General features: G+C 74.3%; 12 protein-coding genes. 9 read left to right on the top strand and 3 right to left on the bottom strand.

All coding sequences use genetic code 11. The features are described 5' to 3' along the window. Nucleotides 1–122 precede the first annotated feature (122 nt). The 3 genes from ACFYO5_RS03945 (at nt 123) to hemW (ending at nt 5,768) form a co-directional block, all read left to right on the top strand. Nucleotides 123–1,997, top strand: coding sequence for an AMP-dependent synthetase/ligase (locus tag ACFYO5_RS03945; protein ID WP_388703869.1), 1,875 nt, complete (start codon nt 123–125; stop codon nt 1,995–1,997). 587 nt (nt 1,998–2,584) lie between these two features. Then, nucleotides 2,585–4,483, top strand: a complete 1,899-nt coding sequence (locus tag ACFYO5_RS03940; RefSeq protein ID WP_388703867.1) for a SpoIIE family protein phosphatase — start codon at nt 2,585–2,587, stop codon at nt 4,481–4,483. 52 nt (nt 4,484–4,535) lie between these two features. Continuing rightward, nucleotides 4,536–5,768, top strand: a complete 1,233-nt coding sequence (hemW, locus tag ACFYO5_RS03935) for a radical SAM family heme chaperone HemW (protein ID WP_388703865.1) — start codon at nt 4,536–4,538, stop codon at nt 5,766–5,768. A 1,199-nt stretch (nt 5,769–6,967) separates the two neighbouring features. Here the strand turns inward: hemW and ACFYO5_RS03930 are convergent. Together ACFYO5_RS03930 and ACFYO5_RS03925 are read right to left on the bottom strand one after the other, a co-directional pair. Further along, complete coding sequence (locus tag ACFYO5_RS03930) at nt 6,968–7,825, bottom strand: DUF3097 domain-containing protein (RefSeq protein ID WP_388703862.1); 858 nt, start codon at nt 7,823–7,825, stop codon at nt 6,968–6,970. 31 nt (nt 7,826–7,856) lie between these two features. Further along, nucleotides 7,857–8,582 carry an MBL fold metallo-hydrolase gene (locus ACFYO5_RS03925; protein WP_388703859.1) on the bottom strand — a complete coding sequence of 242 codons (726 nt, stop codon included), beginning with the start codon at nt 8,580–8,582 and terminating at the stop codon, nt 7,857–7,859. Nucleotides 8,583–8,740: 158 nt separating this feature from the next. On the opposite strand from ACFYO5_RS03925, the gene hrcA reads away from it, so the two are divergent. The 4 genes from hrcA to ACFYO5_RS03905 all read left to right on the top strand — a co-directional run bounded on the left by hrcA (nt 8,741) and on the right by ACFYO5_RS03905 (nt 12,846). Beyond that, nucleotides 8,741–9,757 (top strand): heat-inducible transcriptional repressor HrcA, encoded by a 1,017-nt coding sequence (gene hrcA, locus ACFYO5_RS03920; RefSeq protein ID WP_356559703.1) that lies wholly within the window; start codon nt 8,741–8,743, stop codon nt 9,755–9,757. Continuing rightward, on the top strand, nt 9,758–10,891 hold the full coding sequence (dnaJ, locus tag ACFYO5_RS03915) for a molecular chaperone DnaJ (RefSeq protein WP_388703855.1): 1,134 nt from the start codon (nt 9,758–9,760) through the stop codon (nt 10,889–10,891). It begins immediately after the preceding gene. 111 nt (nt 10,892–11,002) lie between these two features. Beyond that, entirely contained in the window at nt 11,003–12,103 is a 1,101-nt protein-coding gene (locus ACFYO5_RS03910; RefSeq protein WP_388703852.1) for a nitronate monooxygenase, read from the top strand. Then, nucleotides 12,100–12,846 (top strand): 16S rRNA (uracil(1498)-N(3))-methyltransferase, encoded by a 747-nt coding sequence (locus ACFYO5_RS03905; protein ID WP_356559700.1) that lies wholly within the window; start codon nt 12,100–12,102, stop codon nt 12,844–12,846. Before ACFYO5_RS03910 ends, ACFYO5_RS03905 begins: the two co-directional genes overlap by 4 nt. Nucleotides 12,847–13,194: 348 nt before the next feature. Here ACFYO5_RS03905 and ACFYO5_RS03900 read toward each other — a convergent pair whose 3' ends face one another. Continuing rightward, nucleotides 13,195–13,608, bottom strand: coding sequence for a hypothetical protein (locus tag ACFYO5_RS03900; RefSeq protein WP_388703849.1), 414 nt, complete (start codon nt 13,606–13,608; stop codon nt 13,195–13,197). A gap of 99 nt (nt 13,609–13,707) precedes the next feature. On the opposite strand from ACFYO5_RS03900, the gene ACFYO5_RS03895 reads away from it, so the two are divergent. Beyond that, nucleotides 13,708–14,232 (top strand): hypothetical protein, encoded by a 525-nt coding sequence (locus ACFYO5_RS03895; RefSeq protein WP_388703846.1) that lies wholly within the window; start codon nt 13,708–13,710, stop codon nt 14,230–14,232. A gap of 62 nt (nt 14,233–14,294) precedes the next feature. Continuing rightward, nucleotides 14,295–17,492, top strand: a complete 3,198-nt coding sequence (locus ACFYO5_RS03890; protein ID WP_388703844.1) for a S41 family peptidase — start codon at nt 14,295–14,297, stop codon at nt 17,490–17,492. Nucleotides 17,493–17,534: the final 42 nt, after the last annotated feature.

Raw genomic sequence — 17,534 nt, 5'->3', positions numbered from 1 at the left:
GTCGGTGGCCCCTTACGTGCAGGCCAGTCGCCCTCTACTCTGATCCCTGCTCGATAGTTACTCGCGAGTTAAACAACAGCCGCACTGAGCCAGCCGCATCGTCGCGGGCCCCGGAGGATGTCGTGAGCGACACACAGACACTGATCGAGAACCGTCCGCCGTCGGTGGCGGGCGTCTTCCTGGAGCGCGTGGCCGCCACGCCGGACGCGGAGGCGTACCGCTACCCCGTGCCGGCGTCGACGGGAGAGGGTCCGGACGACTGGAAGTCGCTGACCTGGGCGCAGGCCGCCGAGCGGGTCCACGCCATCGCGGCCGGCCTGATCGAGCTGGGCGTGCTGCCGGAGCAGCTCGTGGCGCTGGCCTCCTCCACCCGGATCGAGTGGATCCTCGCCGACCTCGGCATCATGTGCGCGGGCGCGGCGACGACGACCATCTATCCGCAGACCAACGCCGAGGAGTCGGCGTTCATCCTCTCCGACTCCGCCAGCCGCGTGCTGATCGCGGAGGACGCGGCCCAGGTCGCCAAGGCGGTGGAGAAGCGCGAGGAGCTGCCCGAGCTGACCCATGTGGTCGTGATCGACCCGGCCGGGGTGGAGACCGCCGACTGGATCCTCACGCTCGACGACCTGGAGAGGCGCGGCGCCGCGCGTCTGGAGAGGGAGCCGCAGCTGATCAAGGAGCGGGTCGGCTCCATCGGCAGGGAGCAGCTCGCCACCGTCATCTACACCTCGGGCACCACCGGCCGCCCGAAGGGTGTGCGCCTCCCGCACGACAACTGGTCGTACATGGCGAGGGCGATCGCCGCGACCGGCCTGGTCGGCCCCGAGGACGTGCAGTACCTCTGGCTGCCGCTCGCGCACGTGTTCGGCAAGGTGCTGACCTCCGGCCAGATCGAGGTCGGGCACGTCACCGCCGTGGACGGCCGCGTCGACAAGATCATCGAGAATCTGCCGGTCGTGCGGCCGACGTACATGGCGGCCGTCCCCCGCATCTTCGAGAAGGTCTACAACGGGATCGCCACCAAGGCCCGCGCGGGCGGCGGGGCCAAGTACAAGATCTTCCAGTGGGCCGCCGAGGTCGCCCGCGAGCACGCCAGGACCGCACAGGACAACTTCCGGCGCACCGGCACGGCCTCCGTCCCCTTCGGGCTCGCCGCCAAGCACAAGGTCGCCGACGCGCTCGTCTACGCCAAGATCCGCGAGGCGTTCGGCGGGAACCTGCGCGCGTGCGTCTCCGGCAGCGCCGCCCTCGCACCGGACATCGGGTACTTCTTCTCCGGCGCGGGCATCCACATTCTCGAGGGGTACGGCCTCACCGAGTCCTCCGCGGCCTCCTTCGTGAACCCCGGCGAGGCCTACCGCACCGGCACGGTCGGCAAGCCGCTGCCCGGCACCGAGGTGCGCATCGCCGACGACGGCGAGATCCTGCTGCGCGGCCCCGGCATCATGGAGGGCTACCACGGGCTGCCCGAGAAGACCGCGGAGGTCCTGGAGGCCGACGGCTGGTTCCACACCGGGGACATCGGCGAGCTGTCGCCCGACGGGTACCTGCGGATCACCGACCGCAAGAAGGACCTCATCAAGACGTCCGGCGGCAAGTACATCGCGCCCGCCGAGGTCGAGGGGCAGTTCAAGGCGGTCTGCCCGTACGTCTCCAACATCCTCGTGCACGGCGCCGACCGGAACTTCTGCACGGCCCTGATCGCCCTGGACGAGGTGTCCCTGCGGAGCTGGGCCGAGGAGAACGGGCTCGGCGGGAAGTCGTACGCCGAGATCGTGGCCGCGCCCGAGACGGTCGCGCTCATCGACGGGTACGTGAAGCACCTCAACCAGGGGCTTCAGAAGTGGCAGACGATCAAGAAGTTCCGGCTGCTGCCGCGCGACCTCGACGTCGAGCACGGTGAGATCACGCCGAGCCTCAAACTGAAGCGGCCGGTGGTGGAGCGCGAGTACAAGCACCTGATCGACGAGATGTACGCGGGGTCCCGCGAGGCGTGACGGACCTGGGGCGTCGAGGGCCTTCGAACCTTCGAACCTTCGGGGCGTCGGTGGCGTCGGGGCGCCGCGGCGGCCGCAGGCGTGTCGCGGCCGCCCGCGCGGTTGCCGGCGCCCCTGGTCCTCCCCGCGCCCTGGTCCTCCCGGCGCCCCGGTTCCTCTGCGCACCCCCGGTTCCTCTGCGCACCCCCGGGCCCTCTGCGCACCCCCGGTCCCTCTGCGCACCCCAAGGTCCCTTTCCGCACCCCGGTCCCTCCCCGACCCCTGTCCCTCCTCCCCGCCCCCGTTTCTTCCCCGACCCCTGGGTGCCCCTGGGTGCACAGGGGTCAGGGGAAGCCTCTAGCGCCATCCCCATACCGGGGACGCGGGCGCGCCGCCCCTCCCGTCGTATCCCCTGGGGCCGGTGGTGCTCCGATCCCGCCACGAAACCGGTCCTCTTCGGGCACGTTCGGCACTCAGTTCCCCCTCATCGCGGTCCAGTTCGGTAACTCAGCGCGTATGCGCGCGGCCGGTCTGTCACGCTGTCGGCCTCGGCCGGGTGTGGCGCCCGCGACCGAGACCCGAATCGTCCGATCGCCGGGGAGCCGTTCATGGGGGCCATTCCCACGCAACGGGAGACCGTGTCCCGTGCCAGTGGTGCGCCGGCGCATGCGGGAGGCCACCCGCAGACGTGCGCGACCCTGACCGGCAGCTCCCTGGCCCCCGGCGCCGCCCGTGACCTCGTCCGCGTCGCGTTCGCCGAATGGACCGCCCTCGAGCTGCCCGGTGCCCGGGAACTGGCGGGACGGCTCGCCGAGGACGCGATACTCGTCGTCAGCGAACTCGTCACCAACGCCGTCGTGCACGCCGGCACCGACGTCGACCTGCTGTGCCGGCTGGAGGCGGCGCCGGAGCCCGACGCCTGCGCCGTCGTCGTCGAGGTCACCGACCACCACCCCTCCCGCACCCCCCGCGACGGCGGCCCCGACACGCCGCACGAGACCCCCGAGTACGGCCGCGGCCTGCGCCTGGTGGCCGCGCTGGCCGACGCGTGGGGCGTGACCTACCGCAGGGGGGCGAAGACCGTGTGGGCGCGGCTCCCGGCCCGTCCGGCGGCCGACGACGGGAACGCGGGCGAACCCTGGGCAGCCACCGCGCCCGTCCCCGCGCCCGCCCCCGCCTTCGCCGAGGCACTCGCCCTGGGCCCCCGGCCCGCGGTCCATGACCGCGACTGGCTCGGCCGCGGCGCCCTGTCCTTTCTCGCCGAGGCCTCCGACCTGCTCGCCGGGCAGCTCGACGAGGACCTGGTCGCCGCGCTCACCGGCCAGCTGGTCGTGCCGCGCCTCGCCGACTGGTGCGCGGTCTGGCTGGAGGACGAACTCGGCTCCCGCGCGGGCTGGGACGACGGGCCGGGGGCCCGGCTGACCCGCGTCTGGCACGTCAGCGAGAACCACGTCGAGGAACTGCGCCGCGCGCTGGAGAAGGACCCGCCGCGCCCGCCCGACGGCCCCGACTCCGGACCCGCCGCCCACCCCTGGCCCGGCACCGCGCTCGGACCGCACGGCGCCGCCCTCGCCTGCCGCCTGGTCGCCGGCGGCCGACCGCTCGGCACCCTCGTCATCGGACGGTCCGGGCTGCTGCGCTTCCCCGACGAGGTCACCGGGCTCGTCGAGGATCTCGGCCGCCGTGTGGCGCTCGCCATCGGCGCGGCCCGCCAGTACGCCCGCCAGGCCACCATCAGCGCCGTCCTCCAACGCGGTCTGCTGCCCGGCGCGGTCGCCGAGATCCCCGGCCTGCGCAGCGCCCTCGTCCACGAGCCGCGCGAGCAGGGTGGGCCGAGCGGCGACTTCTACGACCTGTTCCCGGTGGGCGACGGCCGCTGGTGCTTCGCGGTCGGCGACGTCCAGGGCAAGGGCCCGGAGGCGGCCGTGGTCATCGGACTGGCCAGGCCCTGGCTGCGGCTGCTGGCTCGCGAGGGGTACGGCGTCGCCGACGTCCTGGACCGGCTCAACCAGCTCCTCCTCGACGACGCCACCGAGGCCGCCGACGCGGCGGCCCGCGCCTTCGTCGGCCCCGCGGGCCCCGGCGACGGGCCGCAGACCCGCTTCCTCTCCCTCCTCTACGGCGAACTCGTGCCCTTCGCCGGCGGCGTCCGCTGCACCCTCGCCTCGGCCGGCCATCCGCTGCCCCTGCTCCTGGGGCCGGACGGCAGTGTGTCCACGGCCGCGCACCCGCAGACCCTGCTCGGCGTCGTCGAGGACGCCACGTACGTCAGCGAGACCCTGGACCTGTGGCCCGGCGACACCCTGCTGTGCGTCACCGACGGCGTCACCGAGCGCCGCTCGGGCTCCCGCCAGTTCGACGACGGCGACGGCCTCGCCCTCGCCCTGTCCGCCTGCGCCGGGCTGGACGCGGAAATGATCGCCGAGCGGATCCGCCGCCTGGTCCACGAGTTCGGCGGCCGGCCCCCGGAGGACGACCTGGCCCTGCTCGTCCTCCAGGCGGAATAGCGCGACACGGGACCCGGGGGACCTTCGCGCCGCGTACGGGACAATGGAGGACATGCCTTCCGCTCTCCCCGACGGCGAGCCCGTCCCCACCGACGGCGCGCTGCCCGCCTCCGCGCTCGCCGGGGCCGCCGACCGCCCCCTCGGGTTCTACCTGCACGTGCCCTACTGCGCGACCCGCTGCGGCTACTGCGACTTCAACACCTACACCGCCACCGAGCTGCGCGGCACCGGCGGTGTCCTCGCCTCCCGCGAGAACTACGCCGACACCCTGATCGACGAGATCCGGCTGGCCCGCAAGGTCCTCGGCGACGACCCGCGCGAGGTCCGCACGGTCTTCGTGGGCGGCGGTACGCCCACCCTGCTCGCGGCCGGCGACCTGGTCCGGATGCTGACCGCGATCCGCGACGAGTTCGGGCTGGCCGCGGACGCGGAGGTCACCACCGAGGCCAATCCGGAGTCCGTCGACCCGGCGTACCTCGCCACGCTCCGCCAGGGCGGCTTCAACCGGATCTCCTTCGGCATGCAGAGCGCCCGGCAGCACGTGCTGAAGATCCTCGACCGCACGCACACCCCCGGCCGCCCCGAGGCGTGCGTGGCGGAGGCCCGCGGTGTCGGCTTCGAGCACGTCAACCTCGACCTGATCTACGGCACCCCCGGTGAGTCGGACGACGACTGGCGGGCCTCGCTGGACGCGGCGCTCGGCGCCGGCCCCGACCACATCAGCGCGTACGCCCTGATCGTCGAGGAGGGCACCCAGCTCGCCCGCCGGATCCGCCGGGGCGAGGTCCCGATGACCGACGACGACGTCCACGCCGACCGGTACCTGATCGCCGAGGAGGCGATGGCCGCGGCGGGCTTCGACTGGTACGAGGTGTCCAACTGGGCCACCTCCGAGGCGGGCCGCTGCCTGCACAACGAGCTGTACTGGCGGGGCGCCGACTGGTGGGGCGCGGGCCCCGGAGCGCACAGCCACGTCGGCGGCGTGCGCTGGTGGAACGTCAAGCACCCCGGGGCGTACGCGGCGGCGCTCGCGGGCGGCCGCTCACCGGGGGCCGGACGCGAGATCCTCTCGGAGGAGGACCGCCGGGTCGAACGGATCCTGCTGGAGCTGCGGCTGAAGGAGGGCGCGCCGCTGTCGCTGTTGCGGCCGGACGGCCTCGCGGCCTCCCGCCGGGCCCTCTCCGACGGACTGCTCCAGGAGGGCCCGTACGAGCGGGGGTATGCCGTGCTCACCCTGCGGGGGCGGTTGCTGGCGGACGCGGTGGTGCGGGACCTGGTGGACTGAGAGCCTGGCGTCGTCCGGCCCTGGCGTCGTCCGGCCCTGGCGTCGTCCGGCCCCGGCGCCGTCCGGCCCTGGCGTCGTCCGGCCCTGGCGTCGTCCGGCCTCGGCGTCGTCCGGCCTCGGCGTCGTCCCGGCCCGAAGCCTCGCCGGGGCGAAATCCGGCGAAGCCCCGCCGGGGCGATCCACCGACACCGGCGTTAGGTCGGGCGTCTCTGCGGTCTCGGTGACGCTCGGCCCGAGCACGTCCCGCAGCCCGGCGATGCCCCGCCGGGAGCGCGACCCGGCCGGACAGGCCTGGCGAACCGTGCAGCAAGCCGCAGAGTGTCGGTGACCCGAGCCTTCCGGTTCCGGCGACCCGAGCCTGGCGGTCTCAGCGACCCGAGCCTTCCGCTTCCGGTGACCGAAGCCTCCCGGCTCCGGTGGGCCGAGCCTCCCGGTCCCGGCGACCGAAGCCTTCCGGTCCCGGTGGCCGTGCCTCTCCGTCTCGGTGACCGAAACTTCCCGGCCTCGGTGACCCAACCCTCCCGGTTCCGGTGGCCCGACCCTCCCGGTTCCGGTGACCCGACCCTCACGGTTCCGGTGACCCGACCCTCACGGTTCCGGTGACCGAAGCCTCCCGGTCTCGGCGACCCGAGCCTCCCGGTCCCGGTGACCGAAGCCTTCCGGTCCCGGTGGCCGTGCCTCTCCGTCTCGGTGACCGAAACTTCCCGGCCTCGGTGACCCGACCCTCCCGGTTCCGGTGACCCGACCCTCCCGGTTCCGGTGACCCAACCCTCCCGGTTCCGGTGGCCCGACCCTCCCGGTTCCGGTGACCGAAGCCTCCCGGTCTCGGCGACCCGAGCCTCACGGTTCCGGTGTCCGAAGCCTTCCGGTTCCGGTGGCCGTGCCTCTCCGTCTCGGTGACCGAAACCTCCCGGTCTCGGTGACCGAAGCCTCCCGCTTCCGGTGACTTGAGCCTCATGGTCTCCGTCAGCCGAGCCACGGTCTCCGTGACCCGAGCCACGGTCTCCGTGACCCGAGCCACGGTCTCCGTCAGCCGAGCCACGGTCTCCGTGAGCCCGCCCTCATGGCCACGGTCTCCGTGAGCCCGGCCTCCCGCCCTCGTGTCCGTGAGCCCGGCCTCCCGCCCTCGTGTCCGTGAGCCCGGCCTCCCGCCCTCGTGTCCGTGAGCCCGGCCTCCCGGTCTCGGTGAGTCCGATCCGTCAGGCCTCGCCCGGTGCCGTGACGAAGTCGATCAGCTCCTCCACCCGTCCCAGCAGCTCCGGCTCCAGGTCGCGGTAGGAGTGCACCCGCTTCAGGATCGCCTGCCACACCGCGCCGGTGTTCTCCGACGGCCACCCCAGCGCCCGGCACACCCCCGTCTTCCAGTCCTGGCCGTGCGGGACGCGGGGCCAGGCCGTGATGCCCACCGCCGACGGCTTCACCGCCTCCCAGATGTCGATGTACGGGTGGCCCGCCACCAGCGCGTGCTCGCTGGTCACGGACCGGGCGATGCGCCACTCCTTCGAGCCGGGGACGAGATGGTCCACCAGGACGCCCAGGCGGGCGTCCGGGCCGGGGGCGAACTCGGCGACGATCGACGGCAGATCGTCCACGCCCTCCAGGTACTCCACGACGACACCCTCGACGCGCAGGTCGTCGCCCCAGACCTTCTCCACCAGTTCGGCGTCGTGCCGGCCCTCGACGTAGATACGGCCCGCACGGGCCACCCGGGCGCGGGCGCCGGGCACGGCGACCGAACCGGAGGCGGTACGGGTGGGCCGTAGCGGAGCGGACGGCGCCGGGCGGACCAGCGTCACCACCCGGCCCTCCAGGAGGAAGCCGCGTGGCTCCAGGGGGAACACCCGGTGCTTGCCGAAACGGTCCTCCAGGGTGACCGTGCCCGCCTCGCAGCGGATCACCGCGCCGCAGAAACCGGTGCCGGGCTCCTCCACCACCAGGCCGGGCTCCGCCGGGACCTCGGGTACGGGCGGCTGCTTCTTCTTCCACGGCGGGGTCAGGTCGGCGTCGTACACGCGGCCCTCGCTGGAAGGGCGGCGACGGGAGACGGGTGGGCGCATTCGGATGACGATAGGCAAAGCCCCGGCACGGTCACGGCGACACGCCGAACCGCTCGGCCAGCGCGTCGCGCTGGGCCCGGACGAACGCCGCGTCCACCACCGCGCCGTGACCGGGCACGTACAGGGCGTCCTCGCCACCGAGGTCCAGCAGCCGGTCCAGGGCGGCCGGCCAGTGCGACGGCACGGCGTCGGCGCCGGCCTGCGGCTCACCGGACTCCTCGACGAGGTCGCCGCAGAAGACGACCTCGGGCGAGCCGGGGCCCGCCGGCACGAGGACGGCGAGGTCGTGCGCGGTGTGGCCGGGGCCGACGTTCGCCAGCAGGACCTGACGGCCGCCGCCCAGGTCGAGCGTCCACTCGCCGGAGACCGGATGGCGGGGCCGCGCCAGGGTGTCCGCCGCCTCCCTGGCCGTGGCCCCGTCGAGGCCGTTGCGGACCGCGTCCGCGCACAGCTCCTCCGCCGGCACCGTGTCCGCGCCCACCGCCGCGTAGACCTCCGCGCCGGCGAAGGCCGCCGCCCCGAAGACATGGTCGAAGTGAGGGTGCGTGAGCGCGAGATCCGTCACACGGTGACCGGCGAGTTCCTCGGCGCCCAGCCGCAGCCGGGCGCCCTCCGCGAGGCTCGACCCCGCGTCCACCAACAGCGCCCGTCCCTCCCCGACGACCAGCCCCGCCGTGCAGTCCCAGCCGGGCAGCCGGCACCGGCCGACCCCGGTGGCCACCCGCTCCCATCCCAGCTCTTCCCAAGTCACCGTCATACCGCGACGCTAGCCCTCACAGGCCCGCCGGGCGACCGACCTTGCCCAGGGTGTACCCGACAGCCGTACACTGGGCCGGGGAACGCTGGCACTCGGATGTGAAGAGTGCCAGGCAGGACGCCCGGGGGACCGGGACCGACTTCTGGAGGTGAGCGCGGATGCTGAGTGAACGCAGGCTCCAGGTGCTGCGCGCCATCGTCCAGGACTACGTCGGCACCGAGGAGCCCGTCGGCTCCAAGGCGCTCACCGAGCGGCACAACCTCGGCGTCTCCCCGGCGACGGTCCGCAACGACATGGCCGCCCTGGAGGACGAGGGGTACATCGCCCAGCCGCACACCAGCGCCGGGCGCATCCCCACCGACAAGGGATACCGGCTGTTCGTCGACAAGCTGGCCGGCGTCAAGCCGATGACGGCCCCCGAGCGGCGGGCCATCCAGAACTTCCTCGACGGCGCCGTCGACCTCGACGACGTCGTGGCACGGACCGTACGGCTGCTCGCGCAGCTCACCCGGCAGGTCGCCGTCGTGCAGTACCCGTCCCTGACCCGCTCCACCGTGCGCCACGTCGAACTGCTGTCGCTGGCGCCGGCCCGGCTGATGCTGGTGCTGATCACGGACACCGGGCGGGTCGAGCAGCGGATGGTGGACTGCCCGGCGCCCTTCGGCGAGGCCTCGCTGGCGGACCTGCGGGCGCGGCTGAACAGCCGGGTCGCGGGCCGCCGCTTCAGCGACGTGCCGCGCCTGGTCGAGGACCTGGCCGACGCCTTCGACGTCGAGGACCGCGGCACGGTCACGACGGTGCTCTCCACGCTGCTGGAGACGCTCGTCGAGGAGAACGAGGAGCGGTTGATGATCGGCGGCACCGCCAATCTCACCCGCTTCGGACATGACTTTCCCCTCACGATCCGACCCGTCCTGGAAGCCTTGGAGGAGCAGGTCGTGCTCCTCAAGCTCCTTGGCGAGGCGGGGGATTCGGGCATGACCGTACGCATCGGTCACGAGAACGCCTACGAGGGACTCAACTCCACTTCGGTGGTGTCGGTCGGCTACGGTTCGGGCGGCGAGGCAGTCGCCAAGCTCGGCGTGGTCGGACCGACCCGCATGGATTACCCGGGAACGATGGGAGCGGTACGCGCAGTGGCACGGTACGTCGGACAGATCCTGGCGGAGTCGTAAGTGGCCACGGACTACTACGCCGTTCTCGGCGTGCGCCGCGACGCGTCGCAGGAAGAGATCAAGAAGGCCTTCCGGCGGCTCGCACGCGAGCTGCACCCGGACGTCAACCCCGATCCGAAGACCCAGGAGCGGTTCAAGGAGATCAACGCCGCCTACGAGGTGTTGTCGGACCCGCAGAAGAAGCAGGTCTACGACCTCGGCGGCGACCCCCTGTCCCAGGCGGGCGGCGGCGCGGGCGGCTTCGGGGCCGGCGGTTTCGGCAACTTCTCCGACATCATGGACGCCTTCTTCGGTACGGCGTCGCAGCGCGGGCCGCGCTCGCGCACCCGGCGGGGCCAGGACGCGATGATCCGGCTGGAGATCGACCTCGACGAGGCGGCCTTCGGCACGACCAAGGACATCCAGGTCGACACGGCGATCGTCTGCGCCACCTGCAGCGGTGAGGGCGCGGCGCCGGGGACCACCGCGCAGACCTGTGACATGTGCCGCGGCCGTGGCGAGGTGTCGCAGGTGACGCGGTCCTTCCTCGGCCAGGTCATGACCTCGCGGCCCTGCCCGCAGTGCCAGGGCTTCGGCACCGTCGTGCCGACCCCCTGCCCGGAGTGCGCGGGCGACGGACGGGTGCGCTCGCGTCGCACCCTGACCGTGAAGATCCCGGCCGGCGTCGACAACGGCACCCGCATCCAGCTCGCCGGTGAGGGCGAGGTCGGGCCCGGCGGCGGACCCGCCGGCGACCTGTACGTCGAGATCCACGAGTTGCCGCACGCGCAGTTCCAGCGGCGCGGCGACGACCTGCACTGCACGGTGACCCTGCCGATGACCGCGGCGGCCCTCGGCACCAAGGTGCCGCTGGAGACGCTCGACGGGCTCGAGGAGGTCGACATCCGGCCCGGCACGCAGTCCGGGCAGTCGATTCCGCTGCACGGGCGCGGTGTCACGCATCTGCGCGGCGGCGGGCGGGGCGACCTCATCGTGCACGTCGAGGTGCAGACGCCCAACAAGCTGGACCCCGAGCAGGAGCGGGTGCTGCGGGAACTGGCGAAGCTGCGGGGGGAGGAGCGGCCCCTCGGGCAGTTCCAGCCCGGGCAGCAGGGGCTGTTCTCCCGGCTGAAGGACGCGTTCAACGGGCGGTGACCGTGGGTGGGGCGGCGGGCGGCGGGGTTCTCGCCCCCGCCGCCCCTTCCCGTCCCGGGCCTGAGGTCCGCGCGGTTCGGACTTGTTCCGGGGACGTGACAACATGCCGTCATGTCCTCCGCGCTGACCGATCTGTTCCCTCTCCCGATCGTGCAGGCCCCCATGGCGGGCGGCGTCTCCCTCCCGCAGCTCGCCGCCGCCGTGTCCGAGGCCGGCGGACTGGGGTTCCTGGCCGCCGGCTACAAGACCGCCGACGGCATGTACCAGGAGATCAAGCAGCTGCGGAGTCTCACCTCCCGGCCCTTCGGCGTGAACCTGTTCATGCCGCAGCCCGAGTACGCCGAGACGGGCGCCGTCGAGGTCTACGCCCATCAGCTGGCCGGTGAGGCCGCCTGGTACGGGGCCGAGCCGGGCGACCCGGACAGCGGCCGCGACGACGGCTACGACGCCAAGCTGGCGGTGCTGCTGGACAACCCGGTACCGGTGGCCTCGTTCCACTTCGGCGTGCCCAGCCCGGACGCGCTGGAGGCGCTGCGGCGGGCGGGCACGTCGACGCTGGTCACCGCGACCACCGCCGAGGAGGCCGTCGCGGCCGAGCGGGCGGGTGCCGACGCCGTGATCGTGCAGGGCGTGGAGGCCGGCGGCCACCAGGGCACCCACCGCGACCTCCCCGAGAACGACGGCTCCGGCATCGGCCTGCTGTCCCTGGTCGCCCAGGTCCGGGAGGCCGTGAGCCTGCCGCTGATCGCCGCGGGCGGTCTCATGAGGGGCAGCCAGATCGCCGCCGTCCTCGCCGCCGGGGCCTGCGCCGCCCAGCTGGGTACGGCCTTCCTCGCGACGCCGGAGTCCGGCGCGGCCGCCGTACACAAGGAGGCCCTCACCAACCCGCTCTTCGTGCGTACGGAACTGACCCGCGCCTTCTCCGGACGCCCGGCCCGTGCCCTGGTCAACCGCTTCCTGCGCGAGCACGGCCGGTACGCGCCCGCCGCCTACCCCGAGGTCCACCACCTCACCGCGCCGCTGCGCAGGGCCGCCGCCGAGGCGGGCGACGCACAGGGCATGGCGCTGTGGGCGGGCCAGGGACACCGGATGGCCCGCGCCCTGCCGGCCGGGCGACTGGTGGAGGTGCTGAAGGCCGAACTCGACACGGCGAGGACAGCGTTGTCGGGCGGTGGCTCTGCCGGTGCCGGCGGTGCGGGCGGTGCGCGATGACCGCGCCCGTGTTCGTCGTCGGGGAACTGCCGGGAGACCCCGCCGAGTTCGTGCTGGACGGCCCCGAGGGACGGCACGCCGTCTCCGTGAAGCGGCTGCGGGCCGGTGAGGAGGTCGTCCTCACCGACGGCACCGGCCGCTGGGCCGAGGGCGAGGTCGTCGCCGCCGAGGGCAGGGACCGGCTCGTCGTCCGTCTGACGCGGGTGGCGCAGGAGCCCGCCGAGTCACCGCGGATCACCGTCGTGCAGGCGCTGCCCAAGGGCGACCGGGGCGAGCTGGCCGTCGAGACGATGACCGAGACCGGCGTCGACGCGATCGTGCCGTGGGCAGCCTCCCGCTGCATCACCCAGTGGAAGGGCGACCGCGGGCTGAAGGCGCTGGCCAAGTGGCGGGCCACCGCGCGCGAGGCCGGCAAGCAGTCCCGCCGGGTCCGCTTCCCCGAGGTCGCCGACGCGGCGACCACCAAGCAGGTGGCGGCACTCCTGGCGGGGGCCGACTTCGCGGCCGTACTCCACGAGGACCGCGACTACGGCAGCGAACCCCTCGCCACCGCCCAACTCCCCGCGGACGGTGAGATCGTCCTCGTCGTCGGACCCGAAGGGGGCGTCTCCCCCGAGGAGTTGGCACTCTTCGAGGAGGCGGGCGCCAGGGCGTACCGGCTGGGGCGCAGCGTGCTGCGGACCTCGACCGCCGGGACGGCCGCCGCCGCCCTGATCCTGGGCCGCACCGGCCGTTGGTCCTGACCCGCCGGCCCGGGGGAGGCCGTGGGCCTCTCCGGAGCATGGCGGCCCGTCCCGCGCACTTCGCCGCCGCCCGCCACGCCCGTGCCGTCGACCCGCCCGCCCTCCTTCGGGGCGGGCGGGAGCCGTTCGCGACGTTCGCGCCGTCGACCGGGTCAGGGGAACCGGACAGGACTGTGCGGTGGCGGCGCGGGTGGTCGGCGAGGTGGCGCGCCGGACCACGGACGCCGCTTCCTGGTGGCGCCGCGCGGGCAGGGCCCGGATTCCCTGCCTCGCCGCGACCACCGGCGGCGGCGCCGACCCCGCCGCACGGCCCGCTCCCGCCGGTGGGCCGGACGCGCGTCGTCCGTCTCAAGGGCTCGCAGGGCGTCCGTCCCAGGGGCTCGCAGGGCGGTCCGCCGCGGTTCCGGGAGTGGCCGCCGCCGCGCGGGTGACCGCCGGGAACAGGATCCAGCCGTCCAGCTCCCCGTCGTACGGGAGCAGCCCGCGGCGCCGGGCCTCGTCGACGAGGGCGCGCACCGTGCCGGGCTCGTGCAGGTTGAGGTGGTGGGCGCGGTCCCCGACGCCGCCCGAGTGGGTGTACGCGCCGCCGCCGACGTAGCGGCCCTCGCCCTCCCGGAACACGATCCTGGTGGGCACCCCGTCCCGGATCAGGGTGAGGACGTCCTCGCAGACCTGGCCGTCCCGGTGCCGGTGCCGGACCGTCCACAGGTAGGTGGTGGTTTCGTCGACGGTCAGTCTCCTCGGGCGGCGGGCATCGCGCATGCGGTCACCGTAGACCGGGCCGGCGCTTGGCGGTATGTGCTCTACCGCGCCCCCGCCGACGGTGGCAGGCTGCCCTCCATGGGGGCATGGAGGAGACGGATGCGGGGCCGGGCGCACGGGACACGTGCGGCGGCGGTGGCGGGGCTCGCGGTCCTGGCCGTGGGCGGGGTCGTGGCGTGCGAACCGGGCGGGATCGGCTCGGCGGCCGTGGCGTACACCACCGACGGGGCGGCGACGGCCGAGATCGAGCGCCGGGACGTCGACGTGCGGTGGCTGACCTGCACCGCCGACTACGGCGACGACGCCTCGGCCGGCCGGCAGACCGTCGCCTCCGTCGACTGCGAGGGGGAGACCGGCGACGGGCGGGACATCACCGTGACCGGCACCGTCACGCGGGCCGTCGACGGCTCCTGCGTGCGCGGCGACCTCCGCGCGGACGTCGGCGACAGGCAGCTGTTCCGGGTGGGCGGGCTCGGCGACTGCAAGTCCGCCACCCCTTCGCCGCTCGCCCCGCCGCGCTCCGCACAGCCCGCCGAACCGGAGCGGCCCACGGTCACCGTGACCGTCACCGAGACGGTGCGGTGCGACGGCGACACGCGCTGCGGGCCCGCCGACGGCAAGTGACCTGCGCGAGCAAGTGATCCGAACCCCTGTCGGTCGCCCCCGCGCTTGCCTAGAGTGATCGGGTGACACAGCCCGTGACGCCTGCCGCGTACCTCCGCTTCCCGCACCCGCACGGCGAGTTGGTGGCCTTCACCGCCGAGGACGACGTGTGGCTCGCCCCCCTCGACGGCGGACGCGCCTGGCGGGTCAGCGCCGACAACACACCGGTCACCGCGCCCCGCGTCTCGCCCGACGGGACCACCGTGGCCTGGACCTCCACCCGCGACGGCGCCCCCGAGGTGCACATCGCCCCGGTCGACGGCGGACCCACGACCCGGCTGACGTACTGGGGCAGTGCGCAGACCCGGGTGCGCGGCTGGACCCCCGACGGCCGGGTGCTCGCGCTGAGCACCCACGACCAGGCCAGTTCGCGCCGCAGTTGGGCCCGCGCGGTCCCGCTCGACGGCGGACCGGCCACCACCCTGCCGTACGGGCCCGTCGGCGGGGTCGCCTTCGGTCCGCACACCGTGCTGCTGTCCGCGTCGATGGGGCGGGAGGCCGCCGCCTGGAAGCGCTACCGGGGCGGCACGGCGGGCAAGCTGTGGATCGACCGGGACGGCGACGGCGAGTTCACGCGGCTGCACGGGGACCTCGACGGCAACATCGAGTACCCGGTGTGGACGGGCGACAGGATCGCCTTCCTGTCCGACCACGAGGGCACCGGCGCCCTGTACTCCTCCCTCGCCGACGGCTCCGACCTGCGGCGGCACACCCCTCTCGACGGCTTCTACGCCCGGCACGCGGCCGGCGACGGCAGCCGGGTCGTGTACTGCTCCGCCGGTGAGCTGTGGATCCTGGACGACCTCGACGGCGCCGAGCCGCGCCGCATCGACGTCCGGCTCGGCGGGCAGCGCGCCGACCGGCGGCCGCACCAGGTGGCCGCCGCCCGCTGGCTGGGCGCCGCCACCCCCGACCACACCGCCCGCGGCAGCGCGGTGGAGGTGCGGGGTGCCGTCCACTGGGTCACCCACCGCCACGGTCCCGCCCGCGCCCTGGCCGCCGAACCCGGCGTCCGCGCCCGGCTGCCGCGCACCTTCCGCACGGAGGGCGAGGAGTGGGTGGTGTGGGTGACCGACGCCGAGGGCGACGACGCCCTGGAGTTCGCGCCCGCCACCGGCCTCGCCCCGGGCGCCACCCCGCGCCGGCTGGCCGCCGGACGTCTCGGCAGGGTGCTGGAACTGGCCATGGCGCCCGACGGCGGCCGGGCCGCCGTCGCCGCGCACGACGGACGGCTGCTGCTGGTCGAGCGGGAGACCGGTGAGGTCCGCGAGGTCGACCGCAGCGAGGACGGCGAGGTCGGCGACCTGGCCTTCTCGCCCGATTCGGCCTGGCTGGCCTGGTCGCACCCCGGCCCGCGCCCGCTCAGCCGGCTCAAGCTCGCCAACACCGCCGACCTGTCGGTCACCGAGGCGACCCCGCTGCGCTTCCACGACTACGCGCCCGCCTTCACCCTCGACGGCAAGCACCTCGCGTTCCTGTCGACGCGCGCCTTCGACCCCGTCTACGACGAGCACGCCTTCGACCTCTCCTTCATCGAGGGCGCCCGCCCGCACCTGATCCCGCTGGCCGCGACGACCCCCTCGCCGTTCGGACCGCAGCGGCACGGCCGGCCCTTCGAGGCCCCCGACAAGGACGAGACCCCCGACAGCGAGGGCACCCCCGCCACCCGGATCGACCTGGACGGCCTCGCCGACCGGATAGTGCCCTTCCCCGTCGAGGCCGGCCGCTACTCCGGACTGCGCGCCGCCAAGGACGGCGTGCTCTGGCTGCGCCACCCGGTGCGCGGTGTCCTCGGCGCCTCCCGCGCCACCCCCGAGGACCCCTACCCGGACACCGAACTGGAGCGCTACGACCTCGTCCGGCAGCGCCTCGAACACCTCGCCCCCGACGCCGACGCCTTCGAGGTCAGCGGCGACGGCAAGCGGCTGCTGCTGCGGTCGGACGGCAAGCTGAGGGTCGTTCCCAGCGACCGCCGCGCCTCCGGCGACGAGGACGGCGACGCGAACCTCACCGTCGACCTCGGCCGCGTCCGCCAGAGCGTCGACCCGGCCGCCGAGTGGCGCCAGATGTACGACGAGACCGGCCGCCTCATGCGCGACAACTTCTGGCTGCCCGACCTCGGCGGGGTCGACTGGGACGACGTCCTCGACCGCTACCGGCCGCTCCTCGACCGGGTCGCCACCCGGGACGACCTCGTCGACGTCCTCTGGGAGGTGCACGGCGAACTGGGCACCTCGCACGCCTACGTCGTCCCCCGCGGCCACGGCGGCGGCGCCCGCCAGGGCCTGCTCGGCGCCGACATCTCCCGGCACGAGGACGGCGCTTGGCGCATCGACCGGGTGCTGCCCTCGGAGACCTCCGACCCCGACGCCCGCTCCCCGCTCGCCGCGCCCGGCGTCGCGGTGCGCGCGGGCGACGCGATCCTCGCCGTCGCCGGCCACCGCGTCGACCCGGTCGCCGGACCCGGACCGCTCCTCGTCGGTACGGCGGGCAAGGCGGTGGAGCTGACCGTGGAGCCGTCCGGCGGGGGCGAACCCCGGCACGCCGTCGTCGTCCCCGTCGACGACGAGGAGCCGCTGCGCTACCACGCCTGGGTCGCCGACCGGCGGGCCTACGTGCACGAGACGTCCGGCGGCCGGCTCGGCTATCTCCACGTGCCCGACATGCAGGCCCCGGGCTGGGCCCAGATCCACCGCGACCTGCGGGTCGAGGTGGCCCGCGAGGGGCTCGTCGTGGACGTCCGGGAGAACCGGGGCGGACACACCTCCCAGCTCGTCGTGGAGAAGCTGGCGCGACGGATCGTCGGCTGGGACGTGCCGCGCGGGATGCGGCCGTTCAGCTACCCGGAGGACGCGCCGCGCGGGCCGGTCGTCGCGGTCGCCGACGAGTTCTCCGGTTCCGACGGGGACATCGTCAACGCGGCGGTCAAGGCGCTCGGCATCGGGCCCGTGGTCGGCACGCGCACGTGGGGCGGGACCATCGGCATCGACAGCCGGTACCGGCTGGTCGACGGCACCCTGGTCACCCAGCCCAGGTACGCGATCTGGCTGGACGGTCCCGGGTGGGGCGTGGAGAACCACGGCGTCGACCCGGACGTGGAGGTGGTGGCCCGCCCGCAGGACCATGTGGCGGGCCGGGACGTGCAGTTGGAGGAGGCGGTCCGGCTGGCGCTGCTCGCCCTGGAGGAGACCCCGGCGAAGGTGCCGCCGGCCCTGCCGTGAGGGACGGGCCGGTGGCGGCGACGTCGCTACGATGCTCCGTAA

Source organism: Streptomyces sp. NPDC006259 (genome assembly GCF_042870975.1).
Lineage (GTDB): Bacteria > Actinomycetota > Actinomycetes > Streptomycetales > Streptomycetaceae > Streptomyces.
The sequence above is the reverse complement of the archived record's forward strand: the minus strand, read 5'-3'. Positions and strand labels throughout refer to the sequence as shown.